The organism is Paenibacillus chibensis (genome assembly GCF_004001045.1).
In the GTDB taxonomy this organism is placed as follows: Bacteria; Bacillota; Bacilli; order Paenibacillales; family Paenibacillaceae; genus Paenibacillus_AQ; species Paenibacillus_AQ chibensis.
Genome location: NZ_BIMK01000043.1, coordinates 28,621 through 49,503 on the forward strand (window position 1 = coordinate 28,621; position 20,883 = coordinate 49,503).

The window sequence follows — 20,883 nt, forward strand, 5'->3', positions numbered from 1 at the left end:
AGCCCGGCCATTACAGGACCTATCCCTGAATGTGCCCGCTGTCTTTTGTTTATCGGGTTATTTTACAGCCTTCGCCCGGTCCTTTCCTTTGTCGGATTCGCCGGCGTTTTTGGTGGCCGCCTCCCGGTCAAGCTGCATCTCTTCAACGGTCTTGACCTTCAGACGCGCCGCGCCCTGATAGCCTTCTCTCGTCGGAATCAGATGACCTGCAGCCAGCCGAACGGAGGCTTCGGCAATGGCTTCCCCGTACTGAGGCAGCCACTGTGCCTGCGCGACAAGCATTTCGTCGACCATCTGCCAGATTTCCCGCGGGTTGCAGACGGCGCCCACCAGCGGATCCATCATAAACGCCTGCCGCAGCAATTGGTCATTCCCCTGAACCGCTGCCTCGACCGCCAGTCGCTGTACCGAAATGCTCGCATTGCATACGGCTGCCGGTCCCAAAGGAAGCTCTCCCACGACTGGCATGGAAATTCCGTTGCGGTCCACATATCCGGGGGCTTCAATCACAGCATCGTTCGGAAGATTCGTAATGATCCCGTTATTCACCATATTAAAATGGCCGCGGTAGACGCGCCCGGTCTCGAGCCCTTCAATAATGTATGACCCGTGTTCATGGCTGCGTTCTTCCTGTTGATACGTGAAGGGTTTATCCTTCATCCAGTTGGGAAAATCGGTTTCAAACCAGTTGCGTCCTTCCGTGCATACCCGCAAATATCCTCCGGTTTCCCCGTTGATCCAGCTCCCCAGATCGATCCAGTCGCCAATTTCGTCTGCCCGCTTGCGGTACCACGGTACATACTCGCTTAGATGTCCGTTGGACTCCGTGCTGTAGTAGCCGAAACGGCGCAGCATATCGATCCGCACCTTTTCGGTCCGGCTGAATTCGGGATGCTTCTCAAAAGCCTCCAGCAGCTTGCCGGTCAAATCCTCCCCATTGTGGCAGATCTGGATATACCAGGTCTGGTGGTTGATACCCGCGCAAATAATATCGACTTCTTCCTGCTTCAGACCGAACGCCTCGGCGATTTGCCAATGTCCGCCTTGAACACCATGACAGAGCCCGACGGTACGGACGCCTCCATACTTATTGCATGCCCATGTCAGCATCGCCATCGGGTTCGCGTAATTGAGCAGCAGCACGTCTTGGGAAGCCATCTCCCGGATATCCCGGCAAATGTTCAGCATCTCCGCGATACCGCGCTGGCCGTACATGATGCCTCCTGCGCAAAGAGTATCGCCGACGCATTGATCCACGCCGTATTTCAGAGGGATGTCCACATCTGTCGCAAACGCTTCAAGTCCGCCGACGCGAATCGTGCAAATCACATATTTGGCATCCTTCAGCGCTTCTCTCCGGTCTGTCGTTGCTTGTATGGTAATATTCAAGCCATTTTCCCGAATGTCTCTCTGACACAGCTCGGTAACCATCTGCAGATTATGCGGATGGATATCCGTAAAAGCAACTTCCACATCTTGAAATTCGGGAACGGACAACAGATCGCGCAGCAAGCCACGGGTAAATCCGATGCTTCCGGCTCCGATAAAAGTAATTTTGAATGGCACGGCAAAGCAGCCTCCTTCTAGATAAGTTGCCGGGAACACCCCGCATAGGGACATTGTAGCAACCTATCTTAGGTAAGCGTTATCAAATTCCTGACCACTTTGTTTGCCAAGTGTCAACGATTCTCACTTTTTTCCTTCATCAAAAGAACCTGCTATTCGGGAAGCCTTTCGGTACTCCACGGGCGTCCTGCCTGTATGCTTCTTAAACAGCATGTGCAGATACTGCCTGCTGCCGATGCCTACATAATCAGCGATATCCGCGACCGGAATCTCGGTTTGGCGCAGCAGCATCGCCGTTTTTTCCATCCGGTAATCCTTCAGATATTCCATTATGGAAAATCCCGTCTTTTGCTTGAAGACCCGCTGCAGGTAGCCCGGGTGAAGCCGGACATGCTCGGCGACATCCTTCACCTGAATGCCCCGATCATAGTTTTGGTACAAAAATTCGATGCATTGCCGGACATACGTGCTCAGAGCATCGGATCCGGCTTCCGCAAGCTCCTGATGCAGTCTGGCGACACGAATCAGAAGCTGGGCCAGCATGAGCTGCGGCATAAGCCTCAGACCTGTTCCTGCCTCATCCAGTTCAATGACGAGGCTTTTCAGCAGCTGATGCAGGTCATGAAATTCCCGGAACACCACGAACGGGGCCGGATTCCGGAAAAGAGACGCCAGCGCGATCTCACGTCCGGCCAGTTCCCTCATCGCGGGAAGCACGCCCTCCCGTTCCACAAACCGGAATTCGATATTCAGCATCCGGCAGGCATCCGGCACGAGCAGACGGTGTGGAACGGTCCCGTCGAGCAAAATAAAACCGCCTTTCGCGAGCCGGACCACCGCTTCCTGTTCACCGGAAGGCAGCAGTCCGACAGAACATTTCCCGTCAATCACGTACATGATTTCCGAGGAATCATGCGTATGAAAAGGCATATCAAACCCGTTCCATTCTTTGAAATAATAGGCGCTGACCTCCGGACAGCAGTCCAGAAGCATCACCTTGTCAGGGAACAAACCGCCGCTAGGCATGACGTATCCTCCTTCACCGAAAAGCATGCGTGGCCCTTGTTCTTCTCCTTCGTGTTCCATCTTCAGCCCCCTGCGCAGCAGCCAAACGACTAACGCAGTCCCACCCTAAAACCGGTGCGTGCAAGCAGGACATTCGGCGGCAGTGTATAATCGGCGTTCACGTCGACGTCGTGGGACATATGGGTATAGACCGCTTTGACCGGGCTCACCTCGGCGAGCAGTTCTGCCGCCTCCTGCATGTCATACACGGAGCGCGACGAATATTCGGCGGTTTCGTGGTAAAAGCTTGTGCCGAGCACCAGCAGATCGAGGTCATGCAGCGGCTTCTTCTCCTCCTCGTTCAAACCGATGGAATCGGAACAATAAACCCAGCGGAAGCCGTTCTTCTCCAGGCGGTAAGCATAGGAGTACCCGTTGGCTCCATGGCACACCTTCCAGCCGTGAATTTTCCAGCCTCCCAGCTCGATTCCCGCATCGACCGCGATCGTCTTCATATGCTTCGCAAGCCAGGGAAACTGTTTCAGGATCGTATCGATGACTTCCTGCGGTGCGTACAGCTCTCCTTTTCGCCCAAGCCAGCGGCAGGCATCCGCCCATTCGGGCAGTCCGCCGATATGATCAAAATGGGCATGCGTGACCAGTATTTTTTCAGCAAAACGAAGGCCCTGCATCTCCATCTGGCTGCGCCAATCCGGGCCGCAGTCGATCAGGAAATCGCCGTCCTGCCCTTGAATCATGACCAACGAACGCAGGCGCCGGTTGCTTCCCGTCATTCTCGCTTCCATGCAAACTTCGCACTCACAGTAGACCCGGGGCACGCCCATCGCATCGCCGGTTCCCAGGAAAACCAGGGTATCCATACTCTCATCTCCTCATCCGTTCATCACTTAACTTCTCTGTTGATTTTACCATCGGATCGTTGATGAGTGAAACCCCGCTAAGGGAGGACTATTCGTATTTCCGTCAAATCAACAACTATAAGGATTATCACTTCATACCCTAGTAAATGCACCTTTTATTAGGAATCTTCGAGTTGGGATAAATGCAGACAAAAAAAGAAACCCATAGTCCGTTAAAAGGACGGGTTTCTCCACTGGTCTGTTAATCTTTTGCTGCTCGCACCTTACCGCTTGGTTACAACCCTGCGAGCACCTGGTACCAAACGCCTTTTTTGGAATACAGCGTTTTGCGCACCTGATCCCAGCCGCCAAGATAGGAAATATCGAACTGTCCCGCCGGTACCTTGAAGCGGCCCGCGTTCGCTTGCAGCACCTCATCATTGACCGGCCGGAAGCCGTAATCCGCAAAGACCGTTTGCGCCTCGGTTCCCCGGAGATACTCGACAAAAGCCTCGGCAACCTTGCGCGTGCCATGGGCATCGGCATATTTGTCAACGACCGCTGCGGGATTTTCAATCTTGATGGTGTATTCAGGAATCACGATATCATACTTCTTGCCCTGCTTGATGCGGGCCAGCAGTTCATTCTCATAGGTGACCACCACATCGCCCACGCCGTATTCAAAAGCGGCCATCGAAGCTCTTCCGCTTTTATCCAGCGACTCGACGTTGTGATGCACCTTCTCCAAAAACGCCTTGGCGTAAGCCGGGTCCTTGGCTCCCTGCTTTTCCGACAGCTTCAGGCCCGCGCCATAGATCGCGTTGATATCCCACTGCGCTCCGCCTGAGGTCTGCGGATTCGGATACAGCACCTTGACGCCCGGCTTGGTCAAATCCGCGAAGTCGCGGATGCCCAGCGGATTCCCTTCCCGGGTTCCCAGCACGACGATGGAGCGCGTGATCATGCCCTGATCGGGTGCCTCGCGCCACTGCTTGCTGACAAGGCCGGCTTTGACGAGCTTGTCGACGTCTCCTTCCATCGCTAGCAGCGTCACGTCCGCTTCGAAGCCGCCGATGATCGCCCGGGCCTGGGTGCCGGAGGCTTCGTACGACTCCTGAAATTTGACCGTTTGCCCGGTCTTGGCCTTCCATTCCTGCTGAAACTTCGGCAAAATATCGGCCAGCGCGTCTTTGGCGATGCTGTACGCCCCGATAACCAGCGTGACCTCTTTGCTGCCGGAAGCCGCAGCCGACGCCTCCTTGGCAGGCTCTCCGCCGCAGCCCGTGAGGACAACCGACAGCAGCAGAAGGAAGCTGACCATACTTGCCATATATAAGTTCAACCGGCCTCGGGATCGTTTCATATGCGCTTCCTCCTGTTAACGAATACTTGAGTCCCTATATCATCACCGGCATTGGATCGACCTTCAGCCGGTTTTCCTCCATCCAGCTTCGTTCATTGTTGAACAGGTACGCCCGGTGCACCAGCACGCGTACCTCCTGTCCCGGCGTCAGCGCCGGCTTCTCCAGCGAACGGTAGGTCATCAGCTTATGACGCCCGACCTCCACTTCGACCATCCATTCGCTGCCGCGGAAATGCAGCCGATGCACGGTGCCTTCCTCCGTGGCGGACAGCATGCTGAATTCATGCGCATCGCCCACCTCGATATATTCCGGCCGGATCAAGGCGCGCGTCTCCTGGCCCTCACCGCCTTCTTCGAAGCCCTTCAGCTCGGAGACATCGTCAATCATCGTGGATTCGCCGATAAACGAGGCCACGAACGGCGTCTTCGGCTCCTTGTAAATGTCCCAAGGCGTGCCCTTCTGCTCCAGGCGTCCCTGATTCATGATCATGATTTCGTCGGCGACCTCGATTGCCTCATCCTGGTCATGGGTGACGAAAATCGAAGTAATGCCCACACGCTCGATCAGTTCGCGCAGCCAGGAGCGCAGCTCCTGCCTGATTTTGGCGTCGATCGCCGCAAACGGCTCATCGAGCAGCAGCAGCTGCGGCTCCGGCGCAAGCGCCCGTGCAAACGCGACACGCAACCGCTGACCGCCGGATAGCTGGTGCGGGTAACGCTTTTCAAAGCCCTTAAGCCCGGTTAGCTCTACCAGCTCCATGACGCGTTCCTTCAAAGCCGGCTTCGCGACCTTCTTCACCTTGAGCCCGAATGCGATATTATCGTATACGGTCATATGCTTGAACAGCGCGTAGTTCTGAAATACGAAGCCGATCCCGCGTTCCTGGGGCAGCAGCTGATTGACCAGATCGCCATGGAAACGGATCTCGCCCGCATCCGGCTGCTCCAGTCCCGCAAGCATGCGCAGCACGGAGGTTTTACCGCCTCCGCTTGGGCCGAGCAGTCCGATCAAATGGCCCTTCGCAATCTCGAAGCTGACGTCCTTGACGGCATGAAAATCGCCAAAATGTTTGTTTAAACCGCGAACCTCAATATGCATTGTCAGTGCACTCCCCTTCTTTTTTTCGCCCATTCCATCATCAGCATGAGTCCTATGGAGAACGCCGCGAGTACCAGAGCAGCCCCATTCGCCGAAGTGACGTTGAAATTTTCGACATCCTGATAGATCAGCGTCGTTGCGGTTTGGGTCCGGTTAATAATGTTGCCCGACACGACCAGCACCGCGCCGAATTCGCCGAGCGCGCGAGCGATCGTTAATACCACGCCGTAAATGACCGCCCAGCGGATCGAAGGCCAGGTGACCTTCCAGAACGTCGTCCAGCTATACGCCCCGAGCGTGGAAGCCGCCTCCTCCTGCTGGGTGCCGATTTCCTGCAGTACCGGCATCACCTCGCGCACCATCAGCGGAAACGTCACGAACAGCGTCGCAATCACCATTCCCGGAAACGCATATACGATTTTGAAGCCCATCGAATCAAAAAACGTCCCCGCCGCGCTTCCCGGTCCCAGCAGCAGCACGATCATCAAGCCGCCGATGACAGGGGATACCGCATAAGGCAGGTCTACAATGCTGTTCAGCAGGCGTCTGATGCCCCGGCTCATCCAGGTGCCGCGCACCAGATAAACCGCCGTCATCATGCCAAGCAGCGTATTGAGCAGCGTTACCGTCACCACGACAAGCGCAGTCATCATAAAGGCATGCAGCGCTTCAGGCCGGGACAGGGCTGACCCCAGTTCGCCGAGGCCGCCGCTGAACGCGGCTATCGTCATTTTGCCAAGCGGGATGATCAGAAGCACGGTAAATACGGCATAGGTTAGCGTGATCCACAGCTTGTTCATTGGCGGCTCCCCCGTGTCTGCACCCAGTTCACAACCCACAGGATGACAAAGGATAGCGTCAACAGCAGCACGGATACCGCCGCCGCCCCCGCCGTATTATCGCTTTCGACCTGGCCGTATATATAGACGGATGCGACCAGCGTCCGCCCCGGAATATTCCCGGCTACGAGCACCACCGCGCCGAATTCCGCCAGCGCCCGGGAGAACGCGAGCATCCCCCCGCTGAGAATTCCCGGCAGCATGGACGGAAGCACCACTTGAAAGAACACTTTCGTGCCGGAAGCTCCGAGCGTCCGCGCCGCTTCTTCCTCGGAGGAATCGATTTCCTCCAGCAGCGGCTGCACCGCACGGATGACGAACGGAAAGGTGACGAACACCATCGCGATCACGATCGCCGGCGGATGAAAAACGATATCAAATCCTAAGGCGCCGGCGGCTTTGCCGACCCAACTGACCGGTCCGAGCAGCAGCAGAATCATCAGCCCTCCGACCGCGGTAGGCAGCGCAAACGGCAAATCCACCAAACTATTCAGCAGCGATCTACCCGGAAACCGGCAGCGCACCAACACCCATCCGATCATCGTTCCAATGAGTACATTAATGACCGCAGCCGTCAGCGCCAGACGTACGGTCAACAGCACCGCCTTCCACGCGATCGGATCCGTGACGTTCTCGGCGAACAGGCGCCAGCCTTCCGAGAAGGAATGAACATATACCCCCAGCAGGGGAAGAATCACGAGCAGCAAAAAGTAAAGCAGCAGCGTGCTGCGGAATCCCCAAGTCCAGCCTTTGTGTCGAAGCAGCGTATTCATACGGTTCTCTCCCTGCCTTCCCGAGTCCAGTCGCAAGCAAATCTATCATTGCCAAATCCGATATTTGCTTTTACAATTAATTTAATTCCTATTTGTATACTTGGTTTTTACTTAAGAGATACTTTACCAAAAACTGTATGACATCGTCAATATGGAAATTCGGGAAAATGAAGCGAATTATTTTGACATTGCGAAGGAAGCCCGGCATTGGGGTATACATATAAAAGCAAGTCTTTTTCAAGAAAACCGCGTCGACAGACATATGTTCATGGAATTTGAAAAAAGGTATGCTTATCACCGAGAATGGTAAAAAACGGATATCGCGAAAGGGGAATTTTGCTTTATGCTGCACACGCTTGATCTGGCCACGACCGGCCGTGACGAAATGAGGGATATTACGCGGGAGATTTTGGCTCTCGTTCATAAAAGCGGAGTGAAGGAAGGCACGGTGCTGATCTATTGTCCGCACACGACAGCCGGTATCGCCATAAACGAAAACGCCGATCCGGATGTCAAAAAGGATGTGCTGATGCGGCTGGATGAGGTCTATCCGTGGAAGCATCCCAAATACCGGCATGCCGAAGGGAACACGGCTTCCCATTTAAAATCCATCACCTGCGGTCCATCCCAAACGGTCATCATTACCGGAGGCGAGCTGCTGCTGGGACGCTGGCAGGGCATTTATTTCTGCGAGTTCGACGGTCCCCGGCGCAGACAATATCATGTCAAAATCATGCAGGGATAGAGACCATCTCTTCAAGACTGCTGGAGAGCTTGGCAAAACAAATCAGGCGTTGGGGTGTTAGGCAAAACCTGCCTATCCCCTTCACCATCCAAGCGGCATGCTTTTACGCAATACCAATTCAACGCTATAAAGTGCCTATCTAAATCGAAAAAGCTACCTCAGGCATTCGCAGCATATTTTCACATGCGTAATGGCCGCAGGTTTGATTTCCTCAAACGTAACCCGATCCTGTATGTAGTAGGATATGAAGCCGTGCATCGATAAAAACAGCGTCAGCGGAAGGTTCCGGCAGAACTCCGCGCCATGCTTTTCTTCATTCATGTAACGGCGCACGATGGATGAAAACAGCTCCAAACAGCGTCCCTGCTCCGTCCTGCAGTAAGAGAGCAGCTCCTCGTCCCGGATCATGAACATAATTTCATACTGGTACGGATGATCCAATCCGAATCGGATAAACTCGATCATCAGATGCTCCACCTTGGTCAAATCCTGCATGGGAGAAGCTTTGATGACCTTATTCAGCTGGACCGCAAGATTATTGAAATCCTCCACGACAATGGCGTAAAATAGCTCCGCCTTTTCCTTGAAATGATAATACAAGGAACCATGACTATAACCCAAATGCTGACCTATACTGCGCATGGAGATGGCCCTGTAGCCTTTTGTGACGAACAAATGCCTGGCTGCTTCCAGAATCCTCTCCCTGGATAACTCCTGTTCCACTGCTCTTCTTGCCATAGACCTTATTCCCCTTCAATAAAATAAAGCTGCTCACCCTCCGTAATCAAGGATTGCCCTTGAGTCAGATCCACCATCCACGACATGAACTCCTGAGTCTCCGTTTCCAGCGGCAGGCATTCCAGCGTCACCTTGTCGGTAAAGCGCGTTTCCCCCATGCGTACCTCCCGGCTGCGGAGCTCGTTCTCAACCTTACCTAACCATGTATATTCTAATTCTACAAAAATTTGACGATGAAGTATACGGGTAATCGCTTCCCCGGCTTCAATCGCTGCCACGGCGCCATCTGTATACGCACGAATCAGGCCGCCTGCACCCAGCATAATCCCTCCGAAATAACGCGTCACCACGATCGCCACATTTTTGAGACCCTGATTGCGGATGACCTCAAGTATCGGTTTGCCTGCGGTACCGCTCGGCTCGCCGTCATCGGACTGCTTCTGGATGTCATCACGTTCGCCGATCATATAGGCAAAACAGTTATGCGTCGCGTTCCAGTGCTTTTTTCGGATGTCTTCGATAAAAGCGTTTGCATCTTCTTCGTTCTCGACCGGCATGATATGGCCGATGAATCTGGATTTTTTAATTACGATTTCCTTCTCCCCGCTCTTGCGAACGGTACGATAACGTTCAATCATGGCGCAACCCTTCCCCTGATTGGCAAGAAAGCAGTCCCCCGTTGCAACTGCGACCGGTGAACTGCTTCCTTCTGCCTTATGTCTGTTCTTAAGAAGTTGTTTTATTCAGAAAGTCTGGCTTCCAGATCAGCCTTTTCCTTTTCATAGCCTGGCTTGCCAAGCAACGCGAACATATTTTTCTTGTACGCTTCAACGCCCGGCTGGTCGAATGGGTTCACGCCAGACAGATAGCCGCTGATGCCGCAAGCTTTTTCAAAGAAGTATACCAGATATCCGAAAGAATATGGCGTCAAGTCCGGCACGGTTACGATCAGGTTCGGAACCTGTCCGTCGGTATGTGCCAGCATCGTCCCTTGGAAAGCCTTCTTGTTGACGAAGTCCATCGTCTTGCCTGCCAGGAAGTTCAGGCCGTCAAGATCATCCGGATCGCTTTCGATCGTGATTTCATGAGGAACCTTCTCCACCTGAATCACGGTCTCGAAAATGTTGCGGCTGCCTTCCTGAATGAATTGTCCCATGGAATGCAGATCGGTCGAGAAATCGACGGATGCAGGATAAATACCTTTATAGTCCTTGCCTTCGCTTTCGCCGAAGAGCTGCTTCCACCATTCGGATACATAGTGCAGGGAAGGCTCGTAGTTAACGAGAATTTCAATCGCTTTGCCCTTGCGGTACAGCGCATTGCGGACAGCCGCATATTGGTAAGCCTGGTTCTCGGCAACGTCCGGGTTGCTGAATTCCTTCGCAGCGTCGGCTGCGCCTTTCATCATGTCTTCGATGTTGATGCCTGCCGTTGCGATTGGCAACAGGCCTACAGCCGTCAGCACGGAATAACGTCCGCCTACATCGTCCGGAATCACAAAGGATTCATAGCCTTCTTCGGTCGCCAGCTTCTTCAGGGCGCCTCTTTCTTTATCGGTCGTAGCGTAGATGCGTTTCTTCGCTTCTTCCTTGCCGTATTTCTTCTCCAGGGCTGCGCGGAAAATGCGGAATGCGATCGCAGGCTCTGTGGTTGTGCCGGATTTGGAGATGACGTTCACGGAGAAGTCCTTGCCTTCCACCAGATCAAGCAGATGGGTTACATACGTTGAACTGATGTTGTTTCCGGCAAAATAAACTTCAGGCGTTTTACGCTTGTCCTTCGGCAGGGTGTTATAGAAGGAATGCGACAGGGCTTCGATGGCCGCGCGTGCGCCAAGGTAGGAACCGCCGATACCGATGACGATCAGAACGTCGGAGTCGCTTTGGATCTTCGCCGCAGCTTTTTGAATCCGTGCAAACTCTTCCTTGTCGTAAGCCGTTGGCAGGTCGATCCAGCCAAGATAGTCGGAGCCTGTGCCGGTTTGGTTATGCAGCTGCTCATGAGCCAGCTTGATCGGTGCCGCAAAATAATCCACTTCATGCTGGTTGACGAATTGAAGGGCTTTACTGTAATCGAATTTCAATGGGTTTGACATTTGTCGTTACCTCCTGGTTTCTCTCTACTCTACGCTCCGATAAAACAGCTTTAGAATAGGATACTGTAATTTCTTGCTACTAGCAAGCACGCCTGGATTTCTCGAAGCAACCTTCGATGAAGGACAGCGGAAGGCCGCCCGGTTCACTCAAAATATTTTACCCGGCTTACTTTCTCAGAAAACGGATCGATTTCAGCCGAAGTTTGCTGACCATATCAGATTGCATTTCCCAAGACGTGATACTTTCTGATATCTTAAAAGAAACGAAGCTTCTTATCTTCGGGATTCACACTGCCTCCGATTAGACAAGAGCGCTGTGAACGATCCTCACTATATTTCAAGAAAAGGTGATCACATGAAAAAAATAGGTTTTATCGGACTGGGAACCATGGGAGCGCCGATGGCCTCCATCCTCCTCAAGCAAGGCCATGAAGTGACCGTATACAACCGCACGGCTTCCAAATGCGAGCCGCTTGTCGCGGAAGGAGCCGCATCCGCCGCTACTCCGCGCGAAGCCGCAGCTGGCCGCGATGCGGTAATCACCATGGTCAGCAATGACGACTCCATCCGTGAAGTGTTTTACGGCGAAAACGGAATTCTGCAATCGCTCGAAAGCGGCATGACCGTCATCGATTCCAGCACCATTTCCCCGGCACTCGTCAAAGAACTTGCGGCTTCCGTCCATGAGAAGGGCGGCCATTTCCTCGACGCTCCGGTCACCGGCAGCAAGCCGGCGGCGGAAGACGGAACCCTCGTGTTCATGGTCGGAGGCGAGGCTTCCGTTCTGGAAAACGCCGCCGAGCTTTTTGACGCTATGGGTAAAAAGGTGATTCATATGGGACCAAACGGCAGCGGCTCCGTCGCCAAGCTCGCACATAATACGATGGTCGGTATCAACAATCTGGCTCTGGCTGAGGGCTTCGCTATTGCCACGAAATCCGGCATTCCCGCAGACAGCTTCCTCGAGCTGGTGCAGCTCGGTTCTGCAGGCAGCAAGGCCGCCGAGCTCAAAGGCCGCAAAATCATCGAAGCGGATTTCAGCAATCAGTTCTCGCTTGCCCTGATGCTGAAGGATCTGAAGCTAGCAGCTTCCATGACCGACAGCGCCGGCATCCCGACGCCGCTGCTCAACCTGACCAAGAACCTCTTTCAAGCTGGCCAAACTCAAGGGTATGGCGAGGAAGATCTCTCGGCCGTCGTGAAGTGCTATGAAGCCTGGATCGGGCAAACAATCGGCGGTAAGCCGCTGCAATAGTGTGACGTTCATCCCTTCCATATATGCATGATCCGTTCAATCTCAAACGAGCTGCATGGATATCAAGAAGGAAGAAGGGTAAGATTGCCGGATCGGCAGTCTTACCCTTTTTGTATGGCTTCAGTTGCACGGAATAACCCGTGAAGCGACCGCCGAGCGAAGAAGGCTACGGCTTGACGCTTCACGGAACACGCGTCATTCCGCAGGATAGGAGCAGCAATAATCCGTAACGCTGAACACTTCCAGAGCAAATTTGGAACGGGCTGGCACATGGAAAGTGGCCGATCCGTTGATTTCCTGCCAGGTGTCTTCACCTGGGAGAAGCACTTTAAGCTGGCCGGAAAGAATCTCCATAATTTCCGGGCCGTCCGTACCGAATTCATAAGTGCCGGGAAGCATAATGCCAAGGGTGACCTTGCTTCCGTCTTCCTGGATGACGGTCCGGCTCGTTACCTGACCGTCATAATAAATATTGGCTGCTTTCACAATGGTTGCATTCTTCAATTGCGACATGAATACTCACTGCTCCTCGTCTTCTGGAACTTGATCTATGCAGGGGCGAACGCCTTACAGCAGCGCTTTGACGCGGCTGACAACGTTCTCCACCGTAAATCCGTATTCTTTGATCACGGTGTCGCCAGGAGCGGATGCACCGAAGGTCGTGATGCCGAGAATGTCGCCTTTGTCGCCGACATAACGTTCCCAGCCGAAGGTTTGAGCCATTTCCACCGCAAGGCGGGCTTTCACTTCAGGCAGGATGACGGAATCCTTGTAAGCCTGGTCTTGTTTCTCGAACAGATCCCAGCTTGGCATGCTGATCACGCGCACTTCGATGCCTTCTTGGGCGAGAGCTTCCTGCGCTTTGACAGCCAGCTGCACCTCGGAGCCCGTAGCGATAATTTGCGCGACCGGTTTGCCATTTTTCGCATCAGATACCACGTATGCGCCACGCTTGATGCCTTCTTTAGCCCCGTCAACAGTTCCGGCCAGAATCGGCAGGTTTTGACGAGTAAGCACAAGGGCAACCGGGTTTTCTTTGTTTTCTACCGCATATGCCCATGCTGCGGAGGTCTCATTGCCGTCAGCCGGACGAATGACGGTCAAGCCCGGAATGATACGCAGGGAAGCAAGCTGCTCGATCGGCTCATGGGTTGGGCCGTCTTCGCCGACAGCAATACTGTCATGCGTCAGAACATAAGTTACCGGCAGCTTCATGATCGATGCCAGGCGAACCGCAGGGCGCAGGTAATCGGTAAATACGAAGAACGTACCGCCGTACACTTTTACGCCGCCATGGAGCATCATGCCGTTCATCGCTGCAGCCATGCCGAATTCACGGACGCCGAAGTAAATGTTGCGGCCGTCGCGGGTTTCCGGTGTAAAGTTGCCGATGCCTTTCAGATGCGTCATTGTGGAGCTTTCCAGGTCGGCAGATCCGCCTGTCAGCTGCGGCACGTTGTTCACGAGTCCGTTCAATGCGTTACCGGAAGCCACGCGCGTAGATACCGCTTTGTCTTCGGTCGAATATTTCGGAAGATCCTTATCCCATCCTTCCGCAAGGTCGCCTGCAACGGCCTTGTTGAATTGAGCGGCAAGCTCAGGATAAGCTTTTTGATAAGCAGCGAACTGCTCGTTCCATGCTTTGTTTACTTGGATGCCATGCTCTTTCACTTTGGCGAAATGCTCGCGCACTTCTTCCGGTACATAGAAGTCTTCCTCGTAAACCCAGTTGTAGGCTTCCTTGGTCAGCTTGGCTTCGTCGGCACCCAGTGGAGATCCGTGCGTACCGCCATGGCCGCCTTTGCCCTGCTTGTTCGGGCTGCCGTAACCGATGATCGTTTTGACTTCGATCAGGGTTGGTTTTTCTGTTTCGCCCTGCGCTTCGGCAATCGCCTTTTCGATGGCAGGAAGATCGTTTCCGTCCTCGACGCGCAGCACTTGCCAGCCGTAAGCTTCAAAGCGTTTTTGCACATTTTCGGAGAAGGAGAGATTCAGTGCTCCATCCAGGGAAATGTCGTTGGAATCATAAAGAACGACCAATTTGCCGAGCTTCAGATGGCCTGCAAGGGAAGCGGCTTCCGAAGAAATGCCTTCCATCAGGTCGCCGTCGCCGCAAATGGCGTATGTGTAGTGGTCAACCACTTTGAATTGGTCTTTGTTATAAGTTGCGCCCAGCTGCGCTTCGGCCATCGCCATACCCACAGCCATGGCAATTCCCTGACCCAGAGGTCCGGTTGTTGCGTCAACGCCGGCGGTATGTCCGAATTCAGGGTGACCCGGAGTCAAGCTTCCCCATTGACGGAATTGCTTCAGTTCCTCCATCGGAAGATCATAACCGCTCAGGTGCAGCAAGCTGTACAGCAGCATGGAGCCGTGACCAGCGGACAATACGAACCGGTCGCGGTTGATCCAAGTCGGATTTTCCGGATTGTGGTTCATCGTTTTGGCGAACAATTGGTAGCCCATCGGCGCGGAACCCATTGGCATCCCCGGATGTCCGGAATTTGCTTTTTCAATGGCATCGATCGCCAAAGTACGGATGGTCGTGATCGAAAGATTGTCGATGGTCGAGTTCTCTTTTTTGTCGATCGCTTGATTCTTGTCAGTCATGTTTATCCTCCTCAGTCACTCTGGGAAATTTAAAAGCGGCAGGAATCCTGCTTCATAATCCTGGTTAAATCAACTACAATGATACCAAAAAGAAAGCGTCAAAAGCCTTCTCCCGCTTGCGGATTATGAAGAAGCTCTGCTTGAATGTTTCATTTTGACTTATTGTAACACTTGGCAGTCTTCTTTTCCATATCCTTTATCACCATTCCCTGCCGTGAGGGTCATTATGCGGCAGGATTTTACAGAATCCAAAAGCGGCTCAAATCTGAATGCACCGCGGGTTAAAGCGGTCACACTTTCCTTCCCCCGTGCTAATTTCTCTACATAATTTGTCACAATTTTTTCTGTCATCATTCCTTATTGTGAGAGGTGTTCTTATGAATAACCCTGGCAGGCAGATCGCCGCTTCCGCCGCTTTCTGGATGAAAGGACTTTCCTGCGGCCTTACCGGAGGTATTGTTCTCGCCTTCTTTCTGAAGCTTGCCGAGCTTGGCTCCGGGCATAAAGTGTACCGGCTGCTGCTGAACGTGGATTTTATAAGCTTGATGCCGCCTCGCCTGCCCGAGTGGTTCGAGCTAACGCTCCATCTGATCGTATCCCTCGCCATCGGGCTTGTCTACGCCGCCTGGATCATGTTCCGCTCAAAGCCGGCTCCGCTTGCAAGCGCCCTCTGGATCGGCTTCTTGTCCTCGCTCCTGTACTTTCCTCTGGCTTCGTTGTCCGATCGGGTCCCGGCCCCTGGCGACATGAAATCTTTCGGCTGGTGGCTTGCCGGTCATCTCCTCTTCGGCATGGTGCTGTTTGGCTCCAACCGAATGTTGAACCCCCTGATAGGAACAAACGGATCCCCTAAGGCATAATCCTTATTCATTACCCGCATCCGGGGGAAAACATGCAGCGCGAACAAAAAAATCATGGAAAACGGCTGGTGAACATGCTGGAATCCACACAAAGAGACCCGCGACACGATGCTCGTTGCGGGTCTCTTGTTATGGTTATGGCATATAGGCGAAGCTCATGGCCTCAAAGTTAGTCCGGGCTAGCGCGAGTTGCGCTTTCGCGCGGCCAGCAGGCGGTCCATCGCTGCGGACCGCTGCTCCTCCTGCGGCGGCTTGTCCGATGCCGCCGCCTTAAGACCCGGCCCTGCCGCGGGCGGCCGGTCTGCGGGCGTTCCCTGCGGCTGCACGCTTGCCGCCGCAGGGCCTGAAGCCGGACGCTCTGCTCCGGCTTCCTGCGGGCTGCGCCCGCCGGCGCCAGCCGGGCCGCCCTCCGCGCGCGCCTGCGGCGCCGGGGCGGACGGCGGCTTGGCTGCGCCGCCGTAAAAGGCGGCCGCGCGTTCCTTGCGCGCGGCGAGCCTGCCGAGGCCGGCGTCCGGGGCCGAAGCCCCGCCGGCCGGCTGCGGCCGCCTCCGGATCGCGGCGGCCACGGATGCGCCGATCCGGTCCCATGGGAGGGCCAGGCGGCGCACCGCGATATCCGCGACCCAGAGCAGCAGGGCCAAGATAAGCAGCGCGTAGCCGAGATCATGAGGCTCGCGGCTTGGGCGCGGAGCAGCGGCGAACACCTGCTCCGGCTGATCCCAGGACAGGACGCGCCCGCCGGTCATCTCGGCCAGCCGCTCCAGCTCCTGCTGCGCGTCTCCGGTCTCGATCCGGTATTCCGGTGAATACGGGACAATCAGTCCGCTTGGCGGCGCCACACTCTGGCCTGATCCATCCTGCAGCGACATCAGAAAGGAGCCCGGCTCATCCACATGAATTTCCCCGCTGTAGCTGCCCGGCGATTCCTGTACCAGATCCACCGGAGTCGGCTTCAGTTGATCCCCGGTTACGATAGCCTGCAGCTGTTCCGGTCCGTTTCCGCCGGGGGCGCTCACTTCAAACCGGACCTTGCTGCCCTCCACCTGCGTGTTCACTTGATACGAAGAAGACGCAAACTGCGGGAAGGTCCATTTCACCATCTGCGTCAGCACGTTGGAAAAGGCGGGCCACGATACCCAATCCTTGGACCATTTGCCCATCATGTCACTCGTCCAGGCGACGGTACGGCCAGAACCGTACTGCCAACGGGCCAGGAGCGGATCGGGCTCCGGACTCGACAGCACCGTCTGGGCAGCCGGCTTTGCCGTCGTCGCCACATAGCCGTAAATTTCCGGCGCCCCGTTCCCGAATAAGGCTTTCCAGTCTCCCGGATCCTGCAGAGCCGGTACGAACGGCTTGTCCACAATATATGATTTCGAGATCATAGCCGCCTCGCGGCTGAATATCGCGGGAATCGTCGATTCGTCCTGGGCGAAGTAAAACCGCCCCTTGGCACCGTCCGCAAGGGTTTGCAGCAGGTTGACGTCCGCATCGCTGCCCACCGCCACGGTCGACATCGTGATGCTTTCATCCACCATCTTGGCCAGCAGGTCACCATAGCCCCCGTTTCCGGCCGACTGTCCGTCCGTCATCAGAATGATGTGCTTGCGCTGGGCTTGAACCTTGAGCATTTCCTCCACGGCCGAGGCTGCGGCAGGATAAATGTCTGTTCCGCCGTCGCTCTGGATCGACTGAATCTTTTGAATGACCTCCTGCTTTTTATCGTTCAGCTGCATCGGTGGCACGACCCACCAATTGCTGGAATCGAAAGCTAGCACGCCCACGGTATCCTTCGCCCGCAGCATTTCGACGGTGCGGACGGCCGCTTCCTTGGCCATCTCCATTTTATCGCCGGACATGCTGCCCGAGCGGTCGATGACAAGGATCAGACCGAGCGACGGAATTTGCCGCTTGCCCTCCAGGTCCATGGATACCGGCAAAGCACGCTCGATCGGCGTTTTGAAGTATCCGCCCATGCCATAGCTGTTTTCGCCGCCCACCATCATAAAGCCGATGCCGTAGCTTTTCACCGCCTGCTCAATCATTTCCATGCGCCGCTCGCCCACCTGGTCGCCGGACACGTTGTTGAAAATAATCGAATCATATTCCGCATATTTGGCCATCTCGCTTGGCAGCAGCGCCGGGCTCGGCATCACCTCAAACTGCACGAGACCGGATGACAAGGCGGATGTAATATTCGCAGACGTCCCTTTTTTGCCTTCGACGATCAGAACCTTCGGCGGGCCGTCTACCCGCGTAAACGCATATCCGGCATTGTTCGCCGACTGCTGGTCACCGTTCATGAACACTTCCGCACGATATCGGTGAAGGCCCGGCGTTTTGGCGAGCGCTTTGACCGCATACCGGTTGTCGCCTGATGCGATGTCCACGCTCTCCCTGCCGATTTCGCGGCTGTCCTCATATAACCTGAGCTCTCCCTGGCCCTTAAATGTGCTTCGCACGAGAACTTCAATCGAGAAGGACTCCGCTTGGTATAGCTTTTGCGGCACACTGACCTCCTCGACCGATACATCCTGCAGCTGCCGCGAAGGCGAAGGCAGAACATCGACGGGAATGCCCTGATTTTTCAGCATCCGTCCGGCAGCGAGCATGCTGCCGACGTTTTCTTTGCCGTCGCTGATCAGCACGATCCGCGAATCAGCGCGTCCGTCCAGCAGATTTCCCGCCAGCATCAGTCCAGATTCCAGATTGCTGAAATCCGGATTCTGCGCTGCATTCAGCGTCAGGCTGCGCGGCATCTGCTTCAGCAGCTTCTGTTCGTATGCGGACTGCAGGGAAGAGGAAACGATGCCGATAGCATCATCCTCCTTTTTGCCCCCTGCCGACTGCAGCATCCAAGCTTCCGCCTGGCCTTCCTGCGGCATGCTCGCGGACCTGTCCACCACGTATACGATTTTTTTCTGCTGCAGAACGGTATAGGACTGCATACCGGAAATGGCCAGCACAAGCAGCAGCAGAACGGCGGAGCGAAGGAGGACGGCTCCGGTTTTCCGTGCGCCGTTTAATCGGAAATCCGATTTGTAGGCGTACAGCATGACTCCCGCCAGAGGGACCAGGAGCAGCAGCAGCCAGGGGTGGCTAAATTGAACGCCCACGCTGATACACCCCCCATTCCGCTAAAATAACAAGCAGGACCAAAACCGCAAGCGGCGTTGTCAGCGGTACCTTGCTTCGGTTGCCTTCTCGGTCATCTGAAGCTGATGCCTGCGTCGCCGCCCCGGCGGCTTCCCCGGCGTTATCGCCTTTCCCGATCTCCGCCAGCTTGCCGGAATCTTTGCTCCACTGCGATTCATACGGGTCCGCAGCCGATTCGGCAAGATATTCGAGCTTCTTGCCCGCAGCGTTCACCTGCTCAAATGCATACAAGCCCGGCACCGGAGGCACCTGCTGCAATACGCTGATCCCCTTCTCTCCGGCTTCCGCTTCGAGATCAGGTACCTTCCTCTCCTTAGCCATGCCGTCTTTGGCAACCCAACGGGCCGAAACCACATCGGCGGCAAGCGGAATTTCAATTCGCGTACCTGCCGTATAACGGCCCAGGCTCTTGCCGCCGCTTCCGGTCAACCAGGAAACGGCATCATGCACCGCAATCGGAAATTCCGAAGAGAGCGGAAAGTCCGTTTCCTGCAGATCAAACAAATAAGATAGCCGCGGCTCCCCGTTGGCGCTTCCTGCGATCACCGCAGGGTGATCTTCGATGCTCACGATCGGCGAAGCCCACTCGGGCAGCTTTCGGTCGATGACGCTGCCGATATAGATGCCGTTGTAGCTCATGTACTGGTTGGCCGGATGGCTGGCCAGCTTTGGCTGCGCGCCGTTCACGGCAACCTTCTTGCCCTCTCCTCCAAGCGTCCACACCGGGGTGCTGTCAAGAAGCTTTTTCCATTCCCCCTGGGAAGCAAAGGACGGGACCGTTCCGTCGATCACCACCAGATCCGGCTTTTTCTCCGGCAGCGGCGCCGTGCTTAACGAATTCGCAGCCGCGCCTTCCGCCGTTTCGGGAATGCTCATTTTAACGACCTCGGCGCCCGTCAGCTGAAGTCCTTTTTCCAGAAATAAATTCCCGCGGGTCATGAGCAAAATCCGGGCGGTATCCGCCCGCCGCGAAAAAGCGTATGCCGAGTTGTCGGCCATGTAATCGTCTTTGCCGTCCAGCTCTGCCTTGTACACTCCGGCTTCCGGCAAGCCCTTGAACGTTAACGTTGCCGAAGCACCCGCCTTCATCTCGGCGGATGCCGTTTTGAGCAGCTTGCCGTCACCGTATATATTGACTTCCGCGGGCTTTCCCGCCTCGCTGTTGTTTTTTACAACCGCTACGGCGGTCATGCCGCTCGGCTCCTCTTTGACGCCAAACTGCTGCACGGAAAGGTTCATTCCCTTTGCCGATTCCAGCGATATTACCCGCACGGTGGCACGAAACGGGATGGACGAGGGATTGCCTCTCCACTGGCCGTCGGTAAACACGACCACTTCCGCGCCTTGATCGTCGCGGGTGAAGGCTGAAGCCAGCGACAGCGTCTCGTCATAGGCGGCTTTGCCAAAATAAGCTTCCAACGAATCGATGGCCTCATTAACGCGGCTGCGGTCTTTTTCCCGGGAAATGATCACATTTGGCTCCGCGTTCATGCTTAACACCGTGATTTCGCTGTTCTTCGCTTCCCGCTTCATATAATCTTTCATCTGCTGCTTGATCTGCTCCAGCCTGTCAGCGGAGGAACTGCCTGCTTCCGCTCCGTTCAGCGTACTCATGCTCCCCGAAGTGTCTGCCAAGAGCACGACATGCTCTTTCCCTCCGTCCGCCGCCCACCAGAAGGGCTTCATCAGCGCCAACACAAGCAGTGCAGCGGCCAGCAGCTGGAGCCACAGGAGGAGCCGGTTGCGCAGCTTTTGCCACGGACGGTTGGCCTCCAGGTTTTTCAGGACTCGCTGCCACAACAAATGGCTCGGCACCCGGGTGTCAATAAACTTCCGTTTCAGCAGATACATTGCCAGTATGGCCGGTAAGCTAAGACCGAACCACAACCCGAGCCATGAACCGATTCCCACTTGATCCC

At 55.1% G+C, this 20,883-nt stretch carries 18 protein-coding genes; 3 read left to right on the top strand and 15 right to left on the bottom strand.

Features of this window, described 5'->3' with window-relative positions; translation table 11 throughout:
• Nucleotides 1–57: 57 nt before the first annotated feature.
• The 7 genes from PCH05_RS24740 to cysT all read right to left on the bottom strand — a co-directional run bounded on the left by PCH05_RS24740 (nt 58) and on the right by cysT (nt 7,505).
• Nucleotides 58–1,566, bottom strand: a complete 1,509-nt coding sequence (locus PCH05_RS24740) for an alpha-glucosidase/alpha-galactosidase (RefSeq protein ID WP_127606957.1) — start codon at nt 1,564–1,566, stop codon at nt 58–60.
• A 123-nt stretch (nt 1,567–1,689) separates the two neighbouring features.
• Nucleotides 1,690–2,652 carry an AraC family transcriptional regulator gene (locus PCH05_RS24745; protein ID WP_246049942.1) on the bottom strand — a complete coding sequence of 321 codons (963 nt, stop codon included), beginning with the start codon at nt 2,650–2,652 and terminating at the stop codon, nt 1,690–1,692.
• A 29-nt stretch (nt 2,653–2,681) separates the two neighbouring features.
• Complete coding sequence (locus tag PCH05_RS24750; protein WP_127606959.1) at nt 2,682–3,452, bottom strand: MBL fold metallo-hydrolase; 771 nt, start codon at nt 3,450–3,452, stop codon at nt 2,682–2,684.
• Between the two features lie 274 nt (nt 3,453–3,726).
• A complete protein-coding gene (locus tag PCH05_RS24755) occupies nt 3,727–4,794 on the bottom strand; it encodes a sulfate ABC transporter substrate-binding protein (protein WP_127606961.1) in 1,068 nt (355 codons plus the stop codon).
• Nucleotides 4,795–4,828: 34 nt separating this feature from the next.
• Nucleotides 4,829–5,893, bottom strand: a complete 1,065-nt coding sequence (locus tag PCH05_RS24760) for a sulfate/molybdate ABC transporter ATP-binding protein (RefSeq protein ID WP_127606963.1) — start codon at nt 5,891–5,893, stop codon at nt 4,829–4,831.
• Between the two features lie 2 nt (nt 5,894–5,895).
• Nucleotides 5,896–6,693, bottom strand: a complete 798-nt coding sequence (locus PCH05_RS24765) for a sulfate ABC transporter permease subunit (RefSeq protein WP_127606965.1) — start codon at nt 6,691–6,693, stop codon at nt 5,896–5,898.
• Entirely contained in the window at nt 6,690–7,505 is an 816-nt protein-coding gene (gene cysT, locus PCH05_RS24770; RefSeq protein WP_127606967.1) for a sulfate ABC transporter permease subunit CysT, read from the bottom strand. Before cysT ends, PCH05_RS24765 begins: the two co-directional genes overlap by 4 nt.
• Before the next feature lie 343 nt (nt 7,506–7,848).
• Between cysT and PCH05_RS24775 the strand changes: the two genes are divergently transcribed.
• Nucleotides 7,849–8,250, top strand: coding sequence for a secondary thiamine-phosphate synthase enzyme YjbQ (locus PCH05_RS24775; protein ID WP_127606969.1), 402 nt, complete (start codon nt 7,849–7,851; stop codon nt 8,248–8,250).
• Nucleotides 8,251–8,403: 153 nt separating this feature from the next.
• Here PCH05_RS24775 and PCH05_RS24780 read toward each other — a convergent pair whose 3' ends face one another.
• The 3 genes from PCH05_RS24780 to PCH05_RS24790 all read right to left on the bottom strand — a co-directional run bounded on the left by PCH05_RS24780 (nt 8,404) and on the right by PCH05_RS24790 (nt 11,083).
• Entirely contained in the window at nt 8,404–8,988 is a 585-nt protein-coding gene (locus PCH05_RS24780) for a TetR/AcrR family transcriptional regulator (RefSeq protein ID WP_127606971.1), read from the bottom strand.
• A 5-nt stretch (nt 8,989–8,993) separates the two neighbouring features.
• On the bottom strand, nt 8,994–9,626 hold the full coding sequence (locus PCH05_RS24785) for a YigZ family protein (RefSeq protein WP_127606973.1): 633 nt from the start codon (nt 9,624–9,626) through the stop codon (nt 8,994–8,996).
• 101 nt (nt 9,627–9,727) lie between these two features.
• Complete coding sequence (locus tag PCH05_RS24790; protein WP_127606975.1) at nt 9,728–11,083, bottom strand: glucose-6-phosphate isomerase; 1,356 nt, start codon at nt 11,081–11,083, stop codon at nt 9,728–9,730.
• A 355-nt stretch (nt 11,084–11,438) separates the two neighbouring features.
• Between PCH05_RS24790 and PCH05_RS24795 the strand changes: the two genes are divergently transcribed.
• Nucleotides 11,439–12,338, top strand: coding sequence for an NAD(P)-dependent oxidoreductase (locus PCH05_RS24795; protein ID WP_127606977.1), 900 nt, complete (start codon nt 11,439–11,441; stop codon nt 12,336–12,338).
• 195 nt (nt 12,339–12,533) lie between these two features.
• On the opposite strand, the gene ppnP is transcribed toward PCH05_RS24795, so the two are convergent.
• The 3 genes from ppnP to PCH05_RS24810 form a co-directional block, all read right to left on the bottom strand.
• Nucleotides 12,534–12,851 (bottom strand): pyrimidine/purine nucleoside phosphorylase, encoded by a 318-nt coding sequence (ppnP, locus tag PCH05_RS24800; RefSeq protein WP_127606979.1) that lies wholly within the window; start codon nt 12,849–12,851, stop codon nt 12,534–12,536.
• Nucleotides 12,852–12,905: 54 nt separating this feature from the next.
• Complete coding sequence (gene tkt, locus PCH05_RS24805) at nt 12,906–14,948, bottom strand: transketolase (protein ID WP_127606981.1); 2,043 nt, start codon at nt 14,946–14,948, stop codon at nt 12,906–12,908.
• A gap of 159 nt (nt 14,949–15,107) precedes the next feature.
• Nucleotides 15,108–15,302, bottom strand: coding sequence for a hypothetical protein (locus tag PCH05_RS24810; protein WP_127606983.1), 195 nt, complete (start codon nt 15,300–15,302; stop codon nt 15,108–15,110).
• 23 nt (nt 15,303–15,325) lie between these two features.
• Here PCH05_RS24810 and PCH05_RS24815 point away from each other — a divergent pair, with 23 nt between their 5' ends.
• Complete coding sequence (locus tag PCH05_RS24815; protein WP_127606985.1) at nt 15,326–15,808, top strand: hypothetical protein; 483 nt, start codon at nt 15,326–15,328, stop codon at nt 15,806–15,808.
• A gap of 179 nt (nt 15,809–15,987) precedes the next feature.
• On the opposite strand, the gene PCH05_RS24820 is transcribed toward PCH05_RS24815, so the two are convergent.
• Together PCH05_RS24820 and PCH05_RS24825 are read right to left on the bottom strand one after the other, a co-directional pair.
• Nucleotides 15,988–18,924: a VWA domain-containing protein gene (locus tag PCH05_RS24820; protein WP_127606987.1), complete on the bottom strand. Its 2,937-nt coding sequence runs from the start codon at nt 18,922–18,924 to the stop codon at nt 15,988–15,990.
• Complete coding sequence (locus tag PCH05_RS24825) at nt 18,908–20,875, bottom strand: vWA domain-containing protein (protein WP_127606989.1); 1,968 nt, start codon at nt 20,873–20,875, stop codon at nt 18,908–18,910. The genes PCH05_RS24820 and PCH05_RS24825 overlap by 17 nt, the downstream gene beginning before the upstream one ends.
• Nucleotides 20,876–20,883: the final 8 nt, after the last annotated feature.

What these genes read in the sequence shown, in the direction of transcription:
- PCH05_RS24760 (WP_127606963.1), bottom strand. Translation starts at nt 5,893, where the DNA reads ATGCATATTGAGGTTCGCGGTTTAAACAAACATTTTGGCGATTTTCAT.
- PCH05_RS24780 (WP_127606971.1), bottom strand. Translation starts at nt 8,988, where the DNA reads ATGGCAAGAAGAGCAGTGGAACAGGAGTTATCCAGGGAGAGGATTCTG.
- PCH05_RS24790 (WP_127606975.1), bottom strand. Translation starts at nt 11,083, where the DNA reads ATGTCAAACCCATTGAAATTCGATTACAGTAAAGCCCTTCAATTCGTC.
- PCH05_RS24750 (WP_127606959.1), bottom strand. Translation starts at nt 3,452, where the DNA reads ATGGATACCCTGGTTTTCCTGGGAACCGGCGATGCGATGGGCGTGCCC.
- tkt (WP_127606981.1), bottom strand. Translation starts at nt 14,948, where the DNA reads ATGACTGACAAGAATCAAGCGATCGACAAAAAAGAGAACTCGACCATC.
- PCH05_RS24775 (WP_127606969.1), top strand. Translation starts at nt 7,849, where the DNA reads ATGCTGCACACGCTTGATCTGGCCACGACCGGCCGTGACGAAATGAGG.
- PCH05_RS24810 (WP_127606983.1), bottom strand. Translation starts at nt 15,302, where the DNA reads ATGATGACAGAAAAAATTGTGACAAATTATGTAGAGAAATTAGCACGG.
- PCH05_RS24745 (WP_246049942.1), bottom strand. Translation starts at nt 2,652, where the DNA reads ATGGAACACGAAGGAGAAGAACAAGGGCCACGCATGCTTTTCGGTGAA.
- PCH05_RS24755 (WP_127606961.1), bottom strand. Translation starts at nt 4,794, where the DNA reads ATGAAACGATCCCGAGGCCGGTTGAACTTATATATGGCAAGTATGGTC.
- PCH05_RS24815 (WP_127606985.1), top strand. Translation starts at nt 15,326, where the DNA reads ATGAATAACCCTGGCAGGCAGATCGCCGCTTCCGCCGCTTTCTGGATG.
- PCH05_RS24795 (WP_127606977.1), top strand. Translation starts at nt 11,439, where the DNA reads ATGAAAAAAATAGGTTTTATCGGACTGGGAACCATGGGAGCGCCGATG.
- PCH05_RS24765 (WP_127606965.1), bottom strand. Translation starts at nt 6,693, where the DNA reads ATGAACAAGCTGTGGATCACGCTAACCTATGCCGTATTTACCGTGCTT.
- PCH05_RS24785 (WP_127606973.1), bottom strand. Translation starts at nt 9,626, where the DNA reads ATGATTGAACGTTATCGTACCGTTCGCAAGAGCGGGGAGAAGGAAATC.
- ppnP (WP_127606979.1), bottom strand. Translation starts at nt 12,851, where the DNA reads ATGTCGCAATTGAAGAATGCAACCATTGTGAAAGCAGCCAATATTTAT.
- cysT (WP_127606967.1), bottom strand. Translation starts at nt 7,505, where the DNA reads ATGAATACGCTGCTTCGACACAAAGGCTGGACTTGGGGATTCCGCAGC.